This window comes from Aquimarina megaterium XH134, assembly GCF_000520975.1.
Taxonomy (GTDB): domain Bacteria; phylum Bacteroidota; class Bacteroidia; order Flavobacteriales; family Flavobacteriaceae; genus Aquimarina; species Aquimarina megaterium.
On record NZ_JACB01000019.1, the window covers coordinates 25568 to 44374 of the forward strand.

24 protein-coding genes are annotated in these 18807 nt (G+C 30.6%); 11 read left to right on the forward strand and 13 right to left on the reverse strand.

The window, feature by feature from the left end; all coding sequences use genetic code 11:
- Positions 1 to 49: 49 nt before the first annotated feature.
- Positions 50 to 460: an Lrp/AsnC family transcriptional regulator gene (locus Z053_RS0113485; RefSeq protein ID WP_025665538.1), complete on the reverse strand. Its 411-nt coding sequence runs from the start codon at positions 458 to 460 to the stop codon at positions 50 to 52.
- Positions 461 to 626: 166 nt separating this feature from the next.
- Here Z053_RS0113485 and Z053_RS0113490 point away from each other — a divergent pair, with 166 nt between their 5' ends.
- The 9 genes from Z053_RS0113490 (at position 627) to Z053_RS28505 (ending at position 6234) form a co-directional block, all read left to right on the forward strand.
- Positions 627 to 863, forward strand: a complete 237-nt coding sequence (locus Z053_RS0113490) for a hypothetical protein (protein WP_025665539.1) — start codon at positions 627 to 629, stop codon at positions 861 to 863.
- On the forward strand, positions 856 to 1371 hold the full coding sequence (locus tag Z053_RS0113495) for a GNAT family N-acetyltransferase (protein WP_025665540.1): 516 nt from the start codon (positions 856 to 858) through the stop codon (positions 1369 to 1371). The genes Z053_RS0113490 and Z053_RS0113495 overlap by 8 nt, the downstream gene beginning before the upstream one ends.
- A 343-nt stretch (positions 1372 to 1714) precedes the next feature.
- Positions 1715 to 2269: a hypothetical protein gene (locus Z053_RS0113500; protein WP_152538307.1), complete on the forward strand. Its 555-nt coding sequence runs from the start codon at positions 1715 to 1717 to the stop codon at positions 2267 to 2269.
- Positions 2270 to 2425: 156 nt separating this feature from the next.
- Positions 2426 to 3127, forward strand: a complete 702-nt coding sequence (locus Z053_RS0113505) for a helix-turn-helix transcriptional regulator (protein ID WP_025665542.1) — start codon at positions 2426 to 2428, stop codon at positions 3125 to 3127.
- Positions 3128 to 3196: 69 nt separating this feature from the next.
- On the forward strand, positions 3197 to 3583 hold the full coding sequence (locus Z053_RS0113510) for a DUF4345 family protein (RefSeq protein ID WP_025665543.1): 387 nt from the start codon (positions 3197 to 3199) through the stop codon (positions 3581 to 3583).
- A gap of 180 nt (positions 3584 to 3763) precedes the next feature.
- A complete protein-coding gene (locus Z053_RS0113515; protein WP_035096138.1) occupies positions 3764 to 4141 on the forward strand; it encodes a DUF2200 domain-containing protein in 378 nt (125 codons plus the stop codon).
- Between the two features lie 262 nt (positions 4142 to 4403).
- The gene (locus tag Z053_RS0113520; RefSeq protein ID WP_025665545.1) at positions 4404 to 5210 is read left to right on the forward strand and encodes an alpha/beta hydrolase family protein; all 807 of its coding nucleotides are present in this window, start codon (positions 4404 to 4406) and stop codon (positions 5208 to 5210) included.
- Positions 5211 to 5233: 23 nt separating this feature from the next.
- Positions 5234 to 5701, forward strand: a complete 468-nt coding sequence (locus Z053_RS28500; protein WP_081748268.1) for a Crp/Fnr family transcriptional regulator — start codon at positions 5234 to 5236, stop codon at positions 5699 to 5701.
- 68 nt (positions 5702 to 5769) lie between these two features.
- Positions 5770 to 6234, forward strand: a complete 465-nt coding sequence (locus Z053_RS28505; protein WP_152538308.1) for a hypothetical protein — start codon at positions 5770 to 5772, stop codon at positions 6232 to 6234.
- Between the two features lie 96 nt (positions 6235 to 6330).
- Here Z053_RS28505 and Z053_RS0113530 read toward each other — a convergent pair whose 3' ends face one another.
- The 6 genes from Z053_RS0113530 to Z053_RS0113555 form a co-directional block, all read right to left on the reverse strand.
- Positions 6331 to 6921 (reverse strand): hypothetical protein, encoded by a 591-nt coding sequence (locus Z053_RS0113530; RefSeq protein WP_025665546.1) that lies wholly within the window; start codon positions 6919 to 6921, stop codon positions 6331 to 6333.
- On the reverse strand, positions 6918 to 7424 hold the full coding sequence (locus Z053_RS0113535; RefSeq protein ID WP_025665547.1) for an RNA polymerase sigma factor: 507 nt from the start codon (positions 7422 to 7424) through the stop codon (positions 6918 to 6920). Before Z053_RS0113535 ends, Z053_RS0113530 begins: the two co-directional genes overlap by 4 nt.
- A 559-nt stretch (positions 7425 to 7983) precedes the next feature.
- The gene (locus Z053_RS0113540) at positions 7984 to 8472 is read right to left on the reverse strand and encodes a hypothetical protein (RefSeq protein WP_035096132.1); all 489 of its coding nucleotides are present in this window, start codon (positions 8470 to 8472) and stop codon (positions 7984 to 7986) included.
- Between the two features lie 111 nt (positions 8473 to 8583).
- Entirely contained in the window at positions 8584 to 9225 is a 642-nt protein-coding gene (locus Z053_RS0113545) for an outer membrane beta-barrel protein (RefSeq protein WP_025665549.1), read from the reverse strand.
- A 246-nt stretch (positions 9226 to 9471) separates the two neighbouring features.
- Entirely contained in the window at positions 9472 to 10332 is an 861-nt protein-coding gene (locus Z053_RS0113550; protein WP_152538309.1) for a hypothetical protein, read from the reverse strand.
- 27 nt (positions 10333 to 10359) lie between these two features.
- Positions 10360 to 10716: a hypothetical protein gene (locus tag Z053_RS0113555; protein ID WP_025665551.1), complete on the reverse strand. Its 357-nt coding sequence runs from the start codon at positions 10714 to 10716 to the stop codon at positions 10360 to 10362.
- Positions 10717 to 11033: 317 nt separating this feature from the next.
- On the opposite strand from Z053_RS0113555, the gene Z053_RS0113560 reads away from it, so the two are divergent.
- A complete protein-coding gene (locus Z053_RS0113560; protein ID WP_025665552.1) occupies positions 11034 to 11711 on the forward strand; it encodes a response regulator transcription factor in 678 nt (225 codons plus the stop codon).
- Positions 11708 to 12970 (forward strand): sensor histidine kinase, encoded by a 1263-nt coding sequence (locus Z053_RS0113565; protein WP_025665553.1) that lies wholly within the window; start codon positions 11708 to 11710, stop codon positions 12968 to 12970. The genes Z053_RS0113560 and Z053_RS0113565 overlap by 4 nt, the downstream gene beginning before the upstream one ends.
- Before the next feature lie 2 nt (positions 12971 to 12972).
- Here Z053_RS0113565 and Z053_RS0113570 read toward each other — a convergent pair whose 3' ends face one another.
- The 6 genes from Z053_RS0113570 to Z053_RS0113595 form a co-directional block, all read right to left on the reverse strand.
- Positions 12973 to 13632, reverse strand: coding sequence for an alpha/beta hydrolase (locus tag Z053_RS0113570; protein WP_025665554.1), 660 nt, complete (start codon positions 13630 to 13632; stop codon positions 12973 to 12975).
- Between the two features lie 4 nt (positions 13633 to 13636).
- Positions 13637 to 14440, reverse strand: a complete 804-nt coding sequence (locus Z053_RS0113575; protein WP_025665555.1) for a hypothetical protein — start codon at positions 14438 to 14440, stop codon at positions 13637 to 13639.
- A gap of 21 nt (positions 14441 to 14461) precedes the next feature.
- Entirely contained in the window at positions 14462 to 14791 is a 330-nt protein-coding gene (locus Z053_RS0113580; RefSeq protein ID WP_025665556.1) for a membrane protein, read from the reverse strand.
- Between the two features lie 66 nt (positions 14792 to 14857).
- Positions 14858 to 16111 (reverse strand): dihydroorotase, encoded by a 1254-nt coding sequence (locus Z053_RS0113585; RefSeq protein ID WP_025665557.1) that lies wholly within the window; start codon positions 16109 to 16111, stop codon positions 14858 to 14860.
- Complete coding sequence (locus Z053_RS0113590) at positions 16108 to 18036, reverse strand: vWA domain-containing protein (RefSeq protein ID WP_025665558.1); 1929 nt, start codon at positions 18034 to 18036, stop codon at positions 16108 to 16110. Before Z053_RS0113590 ends, Z053_RS0113585 begins: the two co-directional genes overlap by 4 nt.
- A 188-nt stretch (positions 18037 to 18224) precedes the next feature.
- Positions 18225 to 18767 carry a porin family protein gene (locus Z053_RS0113595; protein ID WP_025665559.1) on the reverse strand — a complete coding sequence of 181 codons (543 nt, stop codon included), beginning with the start codon at positions 18765 to 18767 and terminating at the stop codon, positions 18225 to 18227.
- Positions 18768 to 18807: the final 40 nt, after the last annotated feature.

Consider the following 18807-nt stretch of genomic DNA (forward strand, 5'->3'; position numbering starts at 1 on the left):
AACGTGTAAAAATAATTTGTCTGTTTATAGAATCTTTCAAGGAAATAAATTACGCTTCTAAAATAATACTCGTTTTTGAAGAACCATACTCTGCGATTTTTTCAAGAAAGGAAATAAGATGCTTATTGTTTCTAAAATAACCTAAAACACATAAGCAATCATCACCAGTAATTCTATCACAACTTTGCACTTCTTCCATTGCTTGTATTTGTTTTTGAGCATCATTTGATCCTGTTGACCCTCGGTGTATTACTAATGTTATATATGCTTTAGTCTCAATGCCCAATTTTTCATGATTCAATTTTAGAGCATAGCCTTCGATTATGCCTTCTTCTTCCATTTGCCTAACACGTTTGCCTATGGCAGGAGCAGACAATCCCACTTCTTTTCCAATATTAGCAAAGCTTTCTCTAGCATTAATTTTTAGCATTTCAAGTATTTTTTTATCTAATGTGTCCATTTATAATCGTAATTTTAAAGTTATTTATTCGATTGTATCGAATTTAAATATACGATTATTAATTCGATTATAAACTAAAAATAAGATAATACATTCTATATTTGTGTTATAGTGTTTAAACAGGATAGTTTCCAATATAAATTAATCAAACAGAAAAAGATAAAGCATGAGTCCATTTTTAATTGATAGTATTGGCTATACAGCTTTAGTTATCAATTTATATTCTATGTCTACCAAAGGCGAATATAAACTACGTTTAATATCATTAATCGCAAATATAGGTTACATTTTATATGGCGCATTAATTAGTGCTACACCAATAATTCTAGGCTGCACAATCGCTGTATTGCTTCATGGTTATCATATAAGAAGATTACGAATAAATAAGAATACTAATGATTAAAATAAAAATAGCTACGAAAGCAGATACAGAGGTTTTAGCACTTCTAGGTCGACTAACATGGGCTGAATCTCATGGTCATTATATCGAAGATAAAAACGATGTATTAAAATACCTTAACGAGAATTTTTCAGTTTTTAAAACGAAACAGAATATAAGCAATCCCAATCAATTTTTCTATATTATTTATGTAGATGATTTACCTGTCGGTTATGCAAAATTGGTAGTAAATGTGTCAAACGAAAATATTACATCACAGAACAGTTGCCAATTAGAACGAATTTTCATCCTAAATGATTTTATACCCTTAAAAATTGGACAACAGTTACTAACCTTTGTTGAAGAGCAATCCAAAAAAATGCAATTGGATACCATGTGGCTCACCGTTTACATAAAAAATAATAGAGCCATTAGATTCTATAAAAGAAATGAATTTAAAAACGTTGGAGAATTAAATTTTGTAGTCAATGGAAAAGGCTACGAAAATATAGTTTTCTCAAAAAAAATGTAAATATGCAAGACTATTGAAAATCTAGGAATAGAAGAAAAACTACAGCCAACAATATATATGATGTTATAGCAGCTAAGTAATCAATCTAATGGTTGTCATATTTTTGATTAGGCGCAATGCTTGCAGAAGTTAAAAGTTAGCAACCAATACGCAGAAAAATCGAAAAGCAAGGTAACATTTTACCTCGCAACGACACATATATTAAATGTTAGGAACAACTAAATAAACACTTTATATGAAAAAACATTTTCTTTTGATTATTAGCATTTTCGTCATATGTCACAGTTACTCCCAAGAATATTTTGAAGGGGAAGTCCACTACAAAATGGAAATTACTCCCACAATGGAAAATTTAACTCAAGAAATGCTTAAAAAAGAGATTGGAGATACCATTATAGGCTATGTACAGGAAAGAAAATATGCCATGACAAACAATGCCAAAGGTGATTTAGGAGCAATGAAAATGATTTTTTTATTGGATGAAAGCATAATGTATATAGAATATGAAAAATCAGATACTATCCAAATGTCTAGAATCGATAAAATACCTGGTGAGTTATTGAAAATGGAGGAAAATAATGACGATGTGAAGAATGTTTTGGGTGACAAATGCCCGTCAATACGTCTTGAATACAAAGATTCTCAATATGGATTAGAAACTCGCAGTATTCATTATTTTAATCCTAAATATCGTTTAAATAAAGAAGCATATCAAAACCACAAATATGGCTATTGGAATCTATTCGTAAACAAATCCGGATCATTATCAGTAAGAAATGAAGATAATCTATATCCAATATATAAATCAGTAATGGAAGCTTTTAGCATTGAAGAAAAGGAAGTGCCAGATGAATTCTTTAAAATTAGTGAAGGCAAAGTGATTAAATCAATGGATTAAAGTAGTTGTCAACAACGTGTATAATTAATTACTGCAGCTGGCTAAGGGCGGGATCTTTTCTTACAATTCACTATATTGTATTGCAGAATATAAATCGCATACCTAATCACAACTAACGGTACACGAACACGTTAGTCACAAGCAGGATAAACAACAATGGAAGAAAAAGAAAAACCAAGACTTTCAAGATTAACTGCTATTCTTACCCAGCTACAATCCAAAAGAATTATTACAGCAAAACAACTAGCTGAAAAACACAATGTAAGTTTACGAACCATTTATCGAGACATAAGGACTCTGGAAAAATCAGGGATTCCAATTGTGACAGAGGAGGGTAAAGGGTATTCTATTATGGAAGGTTATCATCTTCCACCTGTTCTTTTTACCGAGGACGAAGCTAATGCATTAATAACATTGGAACAATTGGTTATCAAAAATAAAGATTTGTCCTTTGTGAAGAACTCATCTAGTGCAATAGAGAAAATTAAAGCCATTTTAAGATACTCACAAAAAGGAAATGCAGATTTGTTAGCTGACAGAATTTATTTTAGCGGAAACAATAATGAAGAAAAGACAAGTAATAACCTAATGCAGATTCAATCCGCAATAACACAATATCATGTTTTAACAATTGACTACCATTCTTCAAAAAACAACCAAACATTAAGAGATATAGAACCTTTTGCAATTTATAGCATCCACGAAAATTTTCTGCTAATTGGCTTTTGCCGATTAAGAAATGATTTTAGACACTTTAGAATCGATTTTATTAAAAAAATTGTTACCAAAACAGAAACATTTAGCCCTCATAATATGACTATAAAAGAATATTTTGAAAAATATGTAAAAACCCAATAACACCCTTGACACACCTCTGTCACAGTACCAATTTACATTTGCAGAAGTATTAATTAAAAACAACTAAAAATGGAAATTATTAGAATCGCAGCCTTATCATTATCAAGCCTTTTGTTAATCTTTGTTGGTATAATGAGATTGAGTAATCCAATAAAAACCTACTTAAAGAATTCTGGAATTAAATTAGAAAATGATTCTAGCCTGTTGAATGAAATGCGAGGTGTCAGTTCAGTAATGCTTCTTGCTGGAATCCTTATTGCAATTGGAATATTTGTAGAAAGGTTATCTTTTACCTCACATTTTATTGCAATACTTATTTTTATAGGTTTTGTAATAGGTAGATTAATCAGTATGAAAGTTGATGGCAAACCGAGTAAACAAATTACTCAAGGAATTATGTTTGAACTGATTTTAGGTGCGGCTAATGTTTTTTGCTTGATAAATATTTGGAATTAAATTGCAAAATAATGCAGTGGCTCACAAAGTATATAAAAAATAACTCATTAAGTGCAAGACTCAAAGTTTTGCACTTTTTTATTACTTTAGTTTTAATAATGAAAACCTAGTAACTATAAACGCTACTTTTTATATACAAGATATTAGCACCAATCAATTCAAAATCAGATAAAAATGAAAATGAAAGTTACACCCGAAAAAAATGAAAAGGTTGCCAATATGATATTTGCATCCATTTATCCACTTTACCTGAATAGATTGGAGAAAAATGGTAGAACAAAAGAAGAACTCGACCAAGTAATTAAATGGTTTACTGGTTTTGATCAAGATGCTTTACAAGTACTTATTGATGAAAAAGCAACTTTTAGAACATTTTTTCAAAAAGCTAAAATACATCCTAATGCACACTTAATTAAAGGAGTCGTTTGTGGTTATCGAATTGAAGAAATAGAGGATGAATTCGAATTGTATAAACAGTGTAGACGTATGGAAAAGCTGATTGACGAATTGGCAAGAGGTCGTAAAATGGAGAAAATTATGCGAGAAGAAAAGAAATAATAGAGGGGCTAATAATGTATAATAAATGATAGTCGCATATCGACTTATGTAATTGTTATAGAGGTTGTTATTTGTAATTAAATAAAAAGAATATGGGATTATTTTCGAGTTTATTTAGCAAAAAAAGAAATCAAAAGCTAATAAAACTGCTTTGGAGTATGCAGAATTGATAAATTGAGAACATTTGAAAGAGTTACTGAATTAAAATAACTGCCAACAAAGTGTAAAAAAGCATAAAAACGCAGTTTAGCTAAAAAACGTTATGCCCAACAAGTCTATAGAGGAGAATAAGAATTTAATACAGTTTGCGCACTCAAATGGTTTTCCGGGAAAATGTTTTAATCATTTTTTAAACTCAATAGAAAATGCTGATATAAATTATGTCGAATTAATGGGGCATAACCAATTCAAACTAAATGGGAATCTCGAAAACCTGGCTCTAGAAGTAATTGATTCTATAGAGAATAAGTTCAAAGAACCTGTAATTGGCATTGGGCATTCTACTGGCGGAGTTTTAATATTAATAGCAGCTTCTATCAAGCCGCAGCTTTTCAGAAAAGTAATAGTAATAGAACCGATTCTTTATCATCCCTGGAAAAGGAAAATGATACATTTAATGAAAATATTTGGATTTGCAAATAATATTGGACCTGCGAAAAGAACATTAAATAGGAAATCTTTTTTTGAAACAAAACAAAAAGCCTACAAATACTTCAAGGGTAAGCAACTATTTCAGCAATTTAATGATCAGTGTTTTAACGACTTTATTGAATATGGTTTGAAAGCATCTGGAAATGGTTTTGAACTAGCGTTTAGCAAAGAAATTGAAGCCGAGATATATAGTTCTACATATACCAAGTTGCCAAGAGGAATTAACAAATTAAATGGAACACTGATATATGGAAATAAAAGCAAAATGTTTAAAAAATTAGATGTAAAGTGGTGGAAAAGCAACTTTTCAAATTTTGATACAATCGAGCTTAATGAAGGGCATTTATTTCCCTTAGAAAAACCTCTTGAAACTGCTGAAATTATTAATAGAATAATAAAGAACATATATCCTTTATAATGTATGTTGTAGCCAATTAGAAAATGAACAGTAAACATATTTTAACTGAAGTTGGAAAAACATATTTTCTACTATCTATTGAATGCCAAGAAGAGTTCATTGCCAGTTCAAGAATCAACACTTTCAAAAGAGAGGAAATTGTAATACGCGAGCGACAATTTTCTAAAAAAGCATATTTAATTGTACAGGGTTGTGCAAGAGCTTATTATTTGAAAGATGGTAAAGATATTTCAGATTGGTTTACTTTTGAAAATCAGTTTATGGCTTCTATAGTTAGCTTTTTCAGTAACGAACCAAGTCCACGTTATATTGAGTTTGTTGAGGATTCAACAGTTTTAGAGTTTTCAAAAAATACGGTTGACAAGCTTTCTAGCAAGTATCATGATTTTGAACGTTTTATCAGTAAAGTTGTGACCGAAACTATGTTAGGTTTGTGTGAAAGATTATATACGATTCAGTTCAATTTTGAAGAAAATAAAAACAATACCTAACAAGGTGTAAATGCTTTTTAATGCATTTTACACAAAACGTTAGCATTAATTATGAAAATCTATTAAACTTGAAAAACATTTATACATATAATGCACCAATAAAAGGATTACTTATAATAAAACTTCTATTAGGAATCAGTTTATTATCTTTTTTTGTTTACTTATTTAAAAATGAAATCTTTCCTGATATCTGGACTTTTGCGGGACCACTACTTAGCCTTGCACTTATAATAAATGGACTGACAAGCTCTAAAATAAAAGAAATAAATGTTCATAATTCACAGGAAATGATTGAAATCATTAAAGAATCTTTGTACTCAACAAAAACTAAAATGATTAATTTTCAATCATTAAAATCAGAATTGAAATCAGAAAATGCAAAAAAAATATTCACACTTATAATTAAACTTAGATTAATCATTTCAGAAAATGATAAAGAGATTGAAGAACTCAACAGTAATTTGTTTTCACTTAATAATGATAAGCTTACAAAGCTACATTCAGATTTAAAGACAGTATATAAAAATAGCTAAAACTAACAAAACCTATAAGCAATAGCGTGCCCTGCGAGATGGTACTGCTCATAACCAAAACGTCATCTTCAATAGCTCAAAATAATCTTACTACTATTAACTTCTTAAGTTTTTTATTAATTCATCAACCCTATCTAATCTTGGATTAATTTCATTTTTCACTCTTTTTTTATTTAGAAAATATCCGTAAATCCCCAATCCAATTGCAACCAAAAAAGTAATGACTATTACATATCGTTTTGTAGGTATGTGCCAAAAACCAATAAAAAAGAGCAGCAATATTGGATAAATAGGTAAAACTACCCAATAAACGGAAGTTTCAAGCAATTTCTTTTGAGCATTAAGATATTTCATAGTCTTTTTGAGGTATTCAAGGTAGTTTTCTTCCAAATCACTTGGTTTAATTTTTTTTATGCCAAGCACTTGAATTAATATATTAATCGAAAAGATAATTAATAAGACAGAAGCAATTTTAGTAGTAGTGAACGGAGCCCAATAAACGATGAAACCAAATGACAGAATACAAATAATCGCAGAAATTACTTCTACAAGTTCTAGATATTTCCACCATCTATGCAATCGACCTAAACTTGATTGTAATTCTATCATCAATTTCGATTTCTCGAATTTTACACGTTCCTGATTACTGGACGATTGCCAGATTTTGATCAATTCATCTTCTATCATAATGATTCATTTATACAGTTTAATAATTTTGATTTAATTCGCTTGATTTTTACTGCTACATGGTTTTCAGACAACCCTAGAATATTTGAAATTTCCCTGTAGACTAGCCCTTCCAAGTACAATGCAACTATAGCTTTATCACTTTCATTCAATTTTTCAACGCACTTTCTTAGCACTTTTAGTTTTTTATTTCCGTCTTCGTTATTTACTTCTGACCTAAAATTGGAAATAGTAATACTATCTAACCTTATCATTCGATTTTGGTTTTTAGTATGTTTAGACTTGAAACGAAGGCAAACATTTAAAGCAACTCTAAACATCCAAGTACCAATAGATGAATTACCTTTAAAGGTGTTCATCGATTTCCAAACATGGATCAAAACCTCTTGAAAAAGGTCTTTCGTATCTTCATCGTCTTTGGAATAAATCGAGCAAATTCTAAATAGTTTCTCCTGATTCTCTTCTAAGGCATTAAGAAATATGGTTTCACGTTCTTTTCTCATTGTTAAAGCTTGTCTCTACTATTTTAGTTACCATAGTTTTCAAAATATGACACTTTAGGATACTATTTTTTTTAATCAATAACTAAAGACTTTTCATTACAACAAATTTTCTAACTAGTTTGAGCAGATGGACTTCACTTGGATATAAGCCAAATATAAAATTTACAGGTTACTTTTATTTAATATTTTGGTAGCTATAGTTCTTCGGCTGGAGTTTATGAAAGATGATAAAAGCCATATATATGGCTTAGCACTAATCCGAAATGTACCGCATATTAACTGCCTTACATTTCTTATGCGTGACGTTGTATAACAAATAGATAATGAACTTGTTCTTTCCTATAAAGAATGGTTCAATAGGATGCTCCTCTCATTATAGATATATCAATCATTTTGACTCTATTTTACAATTCTAAGTATTAGAGCCGTTCACACAATCTTCCCGATAAGGGATAAAATTCTTGAAATACTATATTATGATTTGCTCAAGTGCATATTGAGCTATATCAATACCTAATTTATTTAGGAGGAGAGGAGCTTATTTATAGGGTATGAAGAGTTACACTGTACTGTTTTTGTTTCCCACTTCTTCTTTTATTGAGTTATAAATACTAGTATCATCAATCTTAGTTATCGAAGATAACTTTTTGAGTAACAGCATTGCTTCATCTTTACTTTCTTCAAACATATTAATAGTGCTCTTATTAAACGTGATGTTTTCTTCGGCTTCCATTTTTAATATGTGAGATTGATATAAGAAGTTTCGTATAATATGATTACTAGCATATAACATTGAGTGATATATTTTTCTCTTTTCAATGTTTCGCTTTTTTTCTAAAATTACTATGATATTCAGCATAATAAATAAAGCAAAGAACTTAAACCATAGAAATATCAATTCATCGATTTTTGATGATTTAATAAAATTAAAATACATATCTATTTGTTCTGCTAAATTTATATTTCCTATGATGCAATATAAATACCCGATTGTGGATAGTAAAAATCCAACGATCACGTAGACATATTTCTTTAAAATCAGTTTCATTGTATGTTATTATTTTATTGTAATTATTTTTAGTTATATAACAATACAACCGTAATGTATAGGTGATTTTAGGGTAAATAACTGCTATAGTAGGCTATACGGATGTTGTTTTTAGAATTTGTATGCCAATCCAAAATTGATATGTTCGAAATCAAACCCTACAATAATTTCGTCGGTAGATTTTTCTCTTTTATCAGCTTTCATAGATTCATAAGATATAGCTCCCCATAAAGCTTCAATAGCAAAATGATCATTCAGGAAATAGGTTAATCCAGGGATAAGCCCGATTTTATACCCTTTTTCTTTATTTTTTAAACCATTTCTTTCTACATCGGCTGTAAGGTAATCTACTCCAAGTTCACCAAAAAGAGAGAATTTATGACCCGGAGTAAAATCATATCGTCCAAATACTCCGATAAGTCCATGATGAGATCTAATTTCTGTTTCTCCTTCTTCTTCTTTTTCACTTTCGTATCCAAATTTTACACCACCAGTTACAGTATTAGAAATAAGGTAACCAACTCTGGTAAATACATCTAACATAATATCTTTATGTTCTTCTCCTTCATCTTTAATTGTTTTAGAATCAAATCCAAACAAAGCAGAAACAAATATATCTCCTTGTTCAAATTCTCCTTTTTTATCGTAATCTTTAGCAAAATGGTGCTCTTTTGTAGCACTATTGTGATGTTCTTGAGCATTAGCAAAAGCGAAAGATGCCATTGCAGTAGTAATTAAAAGTATTTTTTTCATGCGTTAATGTTCTTAAAATATTTAATGTATTCTTTTTACGTTTCTACATTCTAATACACTACTTGTACTAGAAATAGATGATATTTTATTGTTAGGCTTAAGAGTGGAAATGGAAACTAATCTTTAGAATTTTTCGAAGCAGTGCCCTGGGGATAAGGCACATTAATTAGCTCGAAAGGTATTGATGTGTTGGGAGATTAGCTTAGATTTTGATATGTTGTCTACAAAACCAGGGGAGTAGGTCTGTTATAGTTTGGTATGCTCGTATAAAGTTGTTATTTCATTATATGCTCTGGTGAGTTTATTAGAAATATCATAGATTTCTTTATGCTTGTATCCTTGTTTTCCAAGTTTATTTTGTGTGATAAGTTCCCAGATGGTTAATGCATTTGCAATTTTTTCATCTATTTCGGCATTATCAAAATCTGAAAGAAGTAATGGGGTATTCATTCCATCTATTTCATTGTATATGTTTTTCAACATTTGTTCAGAGTTTTTGTCTTTCAATGTTGGGTGATTTGCTAAATAATATAACGCCAATCTTTGTGCAAGCATGCGCTGTCTTCCTGAGACGGTTATGATTTTTTTCAGTTCTAGATCTTTTTCATTATAAGAGTCATCATTAGCTAATCCTTTTATAGTTTTATTAGCATTTTTGGATTCTATCACAATAGAACGCACAACACTTTCTGTTTCTTTAAGTAAATCTGTATTTAGGTTCAGAATTTTTTTGGCATCATCAAAATTGGGAGTACTTTCTATATGTTTTTTAAATGCTACCCATAGATTTCCCACTTTTTTAATTTTACTCTTTGTTGCCTTGTTGCTAGAATTTTTAGACAAGATTTCATTTTGTTTTTCAAAAATAATTTTACTTGTCATTAGATCTCTTGACGCCTTGTCATCATCCGAATTTTCTACCATATATAGGTAATCTTTAGCCATTTTCTGAATTAGCATACCTTGTTTCTCAGATATATTGATAGCTTTATTATAGGTCATTACGCCATATTTTGGCTTAGATTGGGCATTGACTATACTAAATGTCGTTATTCCTAGTATAAAGAGTATATACGCTGATTTAGCAGTTAAATAATTATTTCTCATTTCTATTATTTTTTAAGTGTTTATATATTAGTATTCTTCAAGAATTAATTTTGTAATTTTCTTATCGGGGGATAATCCCAGAATTAGAATCATAGAAGTATTTTCGAATTCTGTTAGGTATCTTTTTGCTTTGTCTTCATCTAATAAAAAAGAAGAAGTTCCCATTGGTCCTTTTTTTGACTGGTTTTCAGAAACAAATTGTTTTACTTTTTCGATTGTAAATGTCGATTGTAACTGGGGTGAGAAGGAGTTAAAAATCTTATCGGTATCTTTTGCGTTATATGCATCAGTTACTTCGGTAATTATTTTTTGATAATCCTCTTGGGTTTGCGAAAAACTGATTTGTAAAAAAAGAAATAAGATTAGACTAAGTATTTTTTTCATAGTATTTAAATTATGGTTAAAACATTTTTCAGTTGTGGTTAAATTGTTGTTTTGTAACCAGTTTGTTTTATTGGGTGCGAAAGTAGAATTAGAATCTGTAGAGAATTTGTGGAGAATCTGTAGGAAATCTGTAGAAGTTGTTTAGAAACTGTTTTTAAGGTAGATATTTGTAAAACAGCTTGTTATGTTGTTATTTTTAAATTGAAAATCAATTCTATTTTTGAAGATGAATATTGTTTGCAAAAACTTTTGCTTTCTGATAATTATTTGTTTCTTTAATTAAAGGTTATTGGACTATTAAATTTAATCTGAAAGAAGTGAAAATTCTAATTATAGAAGACGAACATATGCTTGCCGAATCGATGGTGCAGTACCTTGGGAGAGAAGGATACCAATGTGAATGGACAGATAATCTAGCAGAGGCAAAGGAAAAAAGCTGGGATTATGAATATGATTGCCTGGTTGTCGATATTAACCTTCCTGATGGTAGTGGTCTTGATGTTATTAAACAGATTAAAGAAATGAGATCAAAATCAGGAATCATCATTGTATCTGCACGCAATGCTATCGATGATAGAATTTATGGCCTTGATATTGGAGCAGATGATTACCTTACAAAACCATTTGATCTTGCAGAACTAAATGCACGTATAAAGGCGATTATACGTAGAAGAAATTTTGATGCCCAAAACACGATTACCTTTAATGAAATTGAAGTATTCCCTTATGAAATGAGTGTTAAAGTACATAACAAAATTCTAAAACTTACTAAAAAGGAGTATGATCTAATGCTATATTTTATCTCGAATCCAAATCGTGTAATTCCCAAAGGATCTATTGCAGAACATTTATGGGGAGATGAAATGGGGATTGCAGATTCTTATGATTTTATCTATTCTCATTTAAAAAACCTTAGAAAAAAAATTCTCGAACATGGTGGTAAAGATTATATACAGACCGTATACAGCGTAGGGTATAAATTTTCTGATCAATGAAACTACTAAGCTTATCTAATCGTTATTATTTTACAGGACTATTTATTGTATCTCTTGTGGGAGGTTTATCTTCTTACTTTGTTATTAGACGTACTGTAAATAGCGAGTTTAATGATAAATTATTTGCGGCAAAAGAAGAATTGATTGATGAGTTGTATAGGCATGATGAGTTATTAAGTAGTTATAGTCTAAATATTGGAGATAATATTACTATCCAAAAAGTAGATAATGACCCAAAAATCCAAACATTTATAAAAGACACGATATTATTTAATGAATACCAAAATGAGCAGATGAACTATAGGCAGATCACCTTCTCTGACAAAGTGAGAGATAATTTCTATGTCTTTTCTATAACCAAATCATTACTATCTACAGAAGATTTAATAAGAGGTGTTACACAGGTTATTGCTTTGATTACTGCTTTGTTTTTTATTACGATGCTTGTATTGAGTAATATCGTTTCGCAACGAATTTGGATACCTTTTTATAATACGCTAAGCCAGATAAAAGATTTTAATGTTAAAAAGCCAAAGCCTTTATCTTTTAGTGAAACTAATATATTAGAGTTTGAAGAGTTAAATTCTACACTCGAACTCATGACAAATCAAGTGGTAAAGGATTATAAGAATTTAAAAGAATATACCGAGAATACTTCTCATGAGATACAAACACCATTAGCAATTATTAAAAATAAAATGGAGCTTTTGATGCAGGATAAAAATCTTTCTGAACAGCAAATATCTATTTTAGGACAAGTATACGAGTCTACAGGAAGGTTATCAAAGCTTAAAGATAATCTTTCCTTACTATCAAAAATTGATAATAATCAATTTATAGATACATCAAAACTAATCGTGGCAGAATATCTTAAAAAGAAAATTGGAAGAGTAAAAGAATTACTTGATATTAAAAATATAGAGGTAACTCTTGATTTTAAAGAAAATCCGTCGATAGAGATTAATGAAACAATGGCCTATGTGCTGTTTAATAATTTGATTAGTAATGCTATAAAACATAATATAGAATCAGGGAAAATCGTAATGACACTTACCAATGCATATTTTGAGATTAAAAATACAGGAGAACCATTAGAAATATCAGAAGAAGAATTATTCGGACGTTTTAAGAAATCAGGAAACAAGCTTGATTCTAGTGGTCTTGGTTTGTCACTAGTATATCGAATTGCCGATTACTACGACTTTTCAATAAATTATAAAAATACTGACATTTGGCATAAGGTTACACTAAAATTCTAATGTTAAATGTGAGTACTCAACCATTCTTTAAATTGATAAAAATTCTGGGGAGCAACACCATGACCTACCTGAAATTCATTTAAGGAACTTGTTATGCCAAGTTCTGAGAGTAGCACAGGAGCTTTACGAGCCCAATCCACAGGAATTACCTGATCTACACTACCATGAGAACAATATAGATTAAGCTTAGAAAAGTCATTTACTTTGTAATTATCAGCCAGAATATCTTCATTTATATAGCCGCTTAATGCAATTACATTTTTTACTTTTTGCGGATAGGAGAGTGCAACTGCATAACTAAGGATTGTTCCCTGGCTAAATCCAAGAAGAGTAACATTATCCTTATCCAAATCATAAGCATTGATAGCTTCATCTATAAAAGCAGCAATTTTATCTCTGGATTCGATAGCTTGTTTATCATCACTAAATTTTCCCTGGGCAGCATCAAAGTAAATTGCATACCACGCATTACCATATGGTTGCATAGGATAAGGTGCTCTAACCGAAATAATGAATAATTCTTCCTGTAGTTCTGTAGCAAAAGAAAAAAGATCATTTTCATCACTACCATACCCATGAAACATAAATAGAACAGGAGTCTTATCTTTTTTTATTGTAGGTTCTTTTACAATATGATATAAGGATAATGGTTTGGTTTGCATAGTTTTATTTTAATTGTATATGATCATCATGCCGTACTGCCTGGCATCCATGAAATCGTATTTTGGTACTTTGTACCTTTAATCTATTCTTTAGATGTGGTTCTATAAAAACCTTCTCTATCTGTTTTTGTTTTACGATTGCCAAAAGTAAATCTTTTGTAGCTTTTTCAGAAAATTTTAACCCTTTGTTTAAGGTTCCAAAAGTTGTGTATTTGGTAAAATCGTATTGCCAATTTCCTTTTTGTTTACAAATTAAGGTTTGATTATATTCTTGTTGGGTAGGGGATTCAAATACTCCGTAGCCACTAATTGAAGGTTTTTTGTTGGTCGTCTTATTATTATGATCTTGATAAATAAATGAGATGTCAATCTTTTTTCCATCATTATGACTCAAATGCGGAAGCAATGAAAAACCATCTATAAATGGAAAGCTAGCATCTAGATATACCAGTGCGATATCAGGATTAGATCGATGAAATGAATTTGCAATTTCCTCTAATGCAGTATAAAGCTCAGGATGTACATAATTTCGATTTAGAAATTTTGTTACGAAGCTATGAGCTTTTATTTGTGTAGTATCTTTAATTTTTTCTCTACCAAATAACGGGGCGATATGGGGGATAATCAAAAACGTTATACATACATAAGTGATAAGAAATATGGCCGTTTTTTTTAACCTATACTTATGTATGTTTCTTTTAACCAGTAATTCTGTAAGAATATATATCACTCCACCAATTTGCGTTAGAGCGGTTAAAAAAAGAAATAATAAGAGTTTAAGAACTAGTTTTGCTATTTTTTTAAACATAAAATAGTTCGTTATAACCTTCTATTTAATGAAACTAAACCATTCCTGAAAGAAAGGCCCCAAAATAGGAACTGTTTTTTGCTCTTCTCGTATTGCCAGGATAAGCCCAAAAACAATTAGCACGATACAGAAGATATAGAAAGCGATATGAATCATTAGTGAGTCAAAAATATTAGCCAAAGCTATTAAAAGATAGAAACTAATCCATGAACCCAATGCTTGCCTGATATGAAAACTTGCAAACTGATTTTTATTTTCCTGATTCATGAAAAAAGCTATAATTGTACCAATAATAGTGATATATGAAACAATAGCTGCTGTTTTTCCTTGTTTTGCGTAGTCAGATTGCATAATTGTTGTATTATATTATTTTATTACTACACTAGATCGTAATGAAGAATTAGTTTTGTAATATACTTATTTTAATATCATTTTTCCGTTGGCGATAATACCATAAGGAGCTCCTTTTGTAGATTTTCCTATAAAAGCACTATTTTTTGAAGAAGATATAACATGCTCTTCTGTAAAAGTGGTATCACCTGTAGGATTAAATAAAGATAAATCTGCTTTATTACCTTTTTCAATGCTTTCACTTTCTATTTTGAAAATAGATTTACCACTAGTAAGCATGGCTATGGTTTCTTCAATATCTAATATCGTATTAAGAACTCCGAAAGCACTTTCTAAACCGGTAGTACCGTATTTTGAGTGATCAAACTCTACCTTTTTATGTTCTACATCTATAGGTTGATGATCACTGGTAATCATATCAATTGTACCATCATTTATACCTTTTACCAAGGCATCTACATCTTTTTGCGTTCTTAATGGAGGAAGTACTTTATAATTAGTGTCAAATGTAACCAGCTCTTTATCAGTTAGGGTTAAATGATGAACGGTGGTACTACAACTTATTTGTAATCCTTTTGCCTTAGCATCTCTAATCAATGCTACCGATTTGGCTGTCGAAATTGTAGGGATGTGTAAGGTGCCACCGGTATATTCTAGTAGAAACAAGTCTCGCGCAATCTGTAATTCTTCTGCTAGCGCAGGAATTCCTTTCAATCCAAGTAAAGTACTTTGTTCTTCTTCATTAACCAGTCCTTTACCTGCAATATTATTTTCTTGAGGAAAAGATAGAACCAGTCCATCAAAATTTTGTGCATAGAGAAGAGCAATCTTTAATAAATTAGGATTTTGAATGGCTTTTTTATAGTCACCAAAGGCAATAGCACCTGCCTGTTGCATATCATATAATTCTGCCATATCTACACCCTTGGACTGTATGGTCAACGCTCCGATAGGATATAATGATACTGCACTATTTTGAGACTTTCCTTTTAGAAAACCTATAGAAGTGCTATTATCGGTTATAGGTAATGTATTTGGGTGTAACGCTATAGCTGTGAAACCACTTTTTGCAGCCACTTGTAAACCATGTTCAATAGTTTCACGTTCTTCATATCCTGGTTCACCAAAACTTACACTACTATCAAACCATCCTTGTGAGATGTGTAAGTTATCTAATGTAACTTCTTCAACATGATCAGGGGCTTTGATTGTCTTCTTTATATCTGTAATTATTCCATTTTCGATTAATACATCAACTGTTTGACGATGAAAAGAGGATTTTTGGTCAATTACAGTAGCAGCCTTTAATAAGAAGTTCATTTTAGATATTTTAATAGTAGTATTTCAATTAGCAAGAATATCAACGCAAAAATAACAAACCATTTCCAAAGTTCATTAACACTAGTCTCTTCTTTTATTTGGTCAAAAAGCTCTGTGACTGATTGGCTTACTTGATAATCTTCTGTAGTAGTTAAGTTATAGTATTGTAAATCACTCTCTGCACTATTATAATTATAACTTACATGTTGTTGAACACTGTTATTTTTATCTTGTACACGGTAAATCCCTGCTCGTGTAGGAACTTCGTCTGTCGTTATATTCACTTTTGTAGAAAAACTCTGTTGCAATGGTATAATGTTTTCCTGATCAGAGACCAAAGACAATATTCCATCTTGTCCGAGAGATATAGGAATATCATAAGAATTAATCTGACCAATAGTATATGATATATCGGTAAGCTGTAAGCTTTGTTTACCAATATTATATAATGTAGGAACGATTAAAGGAGAATTCTTAAAATTAGAATTTTCCTGATTTATAGCCGATGTAAATACATATATATTATTTGTTTTATATAAGAAAGGGCTATTATCTTCAAAAGATAGCACGATATTGGATGCATTTGCCTGATAATAACTATTTACCTTTGGATATTGAAAATTGGTAATCTTTTTATCAAAAACCCCACGATATAATGGATGTGAGAAGTTAATAGATGTGATTTTCTTTTCACGTGTTGTTTCTGCCAATAACCCTTGTGTCGAATATCCGCTTATAAACTGTTGATACGAAACCAAATCTCCATTTGTTGCAGGAATAAGACAAATAGTACCTCCTTGATCAACAAAAGGCTTTAATGCATTGATAAGTGATACCGGAATTTGCTTAACCTCATTAATGATTACCAGATTTGCATTACTAATATCATTGTAATTAAGCCTTTCGACAGAGCTGCTTAGCACTACAAATTCATCCGAAGTAAAAATATTCTTTATAAAACTATCATCTGTTTCATTAATAGCAACAACTTTTATCTTTTCTGGAGCATTTATGGTAAAAAACCTTGAATTATCAAAAGTTATTACTGGGTCTTCTATAGTTACCGTACCATTAATTTTTATATTCTCATCTAAACGGAATTCAGTTTCGGCTGTGCCATTTTCCGGAATAGAAACTGCAGTTTTGGCAATCAATTTATCGTCATTATATAGCGCAATAGAGGTGTTTTCTGCATTAGTATCGGTATTGCTTAATACTACATTAAGAGTGAGATCATTATTGGTATTATGCCTTAAATACAGACTGTCGATAGCAATATTTTGCCTGGTGACAGGTTGTAGCTGAACAAGGTGTGTTTTTGTATCTGTATCTTTTTGTATGCTAAAGGCATTTTCTTTTTGTTGAAAATCTGAAACCATTATGATACGTTTATTGGTTTCTGGAGATGTTCCTAATAACTGTTTAGCTTTAAGATAGGCTGCTGAATATGAAAGTTGATTAGACGAGTACTCGATTTGTAACAAGTCGTTTTGAATATCTTGTTTAGAAACATCAATAAAAGTCTCTGTATTGGTAAAAAGAGATATGGTTTCCTCTTCAGGAAGGTCACTAAGGATTTCTTGTACAGCACGTTTTAGGAGTGGTCCTTTAGAACCTTTGGCCTGCATACTAAACGAATTATCAAGGTATAAAACGGTTTTACTTTTTTTACCTACAATTTCTTCTAATGCCAGAAATGGTTGTGCAAAAGCAAAAATGATAGCCGCCATAGCTAATAATCGAGCAAGAAGTGTCAACCATTTTTTGATCTGAGAACTCTTTCGAGTTTGTACCGTAACCGCTTTTAGAAACTCAACATTTGTAAAATTAACCTTCTGAAAGCGCCGTAACTGAAATAAATGAACTAGAATAGGAATTATAAGTGCAAAGAGAGCGTAAAGAAATTCTGGGTGTTTAAACTGCATTCCTTAGTAAGGTTTGTCAAATATACTATAAGATTTGGGATTTATGAATTTCAAAATTATCAATTCACAAATTATCAATCAAAAATTAAAATAAGTACGAAGTGGTAAGGGAAGGGGACATTATTTTTTTATGTCTAAAAAAAGCGGAAGTTTTACTTCCGCTCTTTCTATATAAATCTTTTTTTTTACTAAAAGATATAGTATCCAACAGAAACTTGAAATACAGAATTTTTAGCTTCTACATTATCTACGATATCAGTAAATCCAATATTATATCGTAATTGACCGAAAAAAGAACCAAATTCTACTCCGGCACCTACAGCAGCACTTAGATCAAAGCTTTCTGGATCAGTACCACCATTAAAATTATCATTAACTATAAAACCAAATTGAGGTCCTGCTTCTACACTAAAAAGTTTAGCGAATTTAAATTTTACCAAAACAGGAAGGTTTAAATAATCAACATCAATATCTTGATCAATACCTAAGGCTTTAAATTTTGCCCCTTGAGCAGAATATATAAGTTCTGGTTGTACAGCAAACATATCTGATAATCCTATTTGAACTACAGCACCAATATGATATCCTGTACGTCCATCTAAACCATTGTAACCGTCTCCATTTAATGTAGCAAAGTTTACCCCACCTTTAAAACCAAGTTTGATGTCCTGTGCATTTGAAGAAATTGAAAAACCGATTACCGCAATTGCTAATAAAAAAAGCTTTTTCATAATTGTAAATTTAAGGTTTGTTTGAGGTCAAAGATAGGGA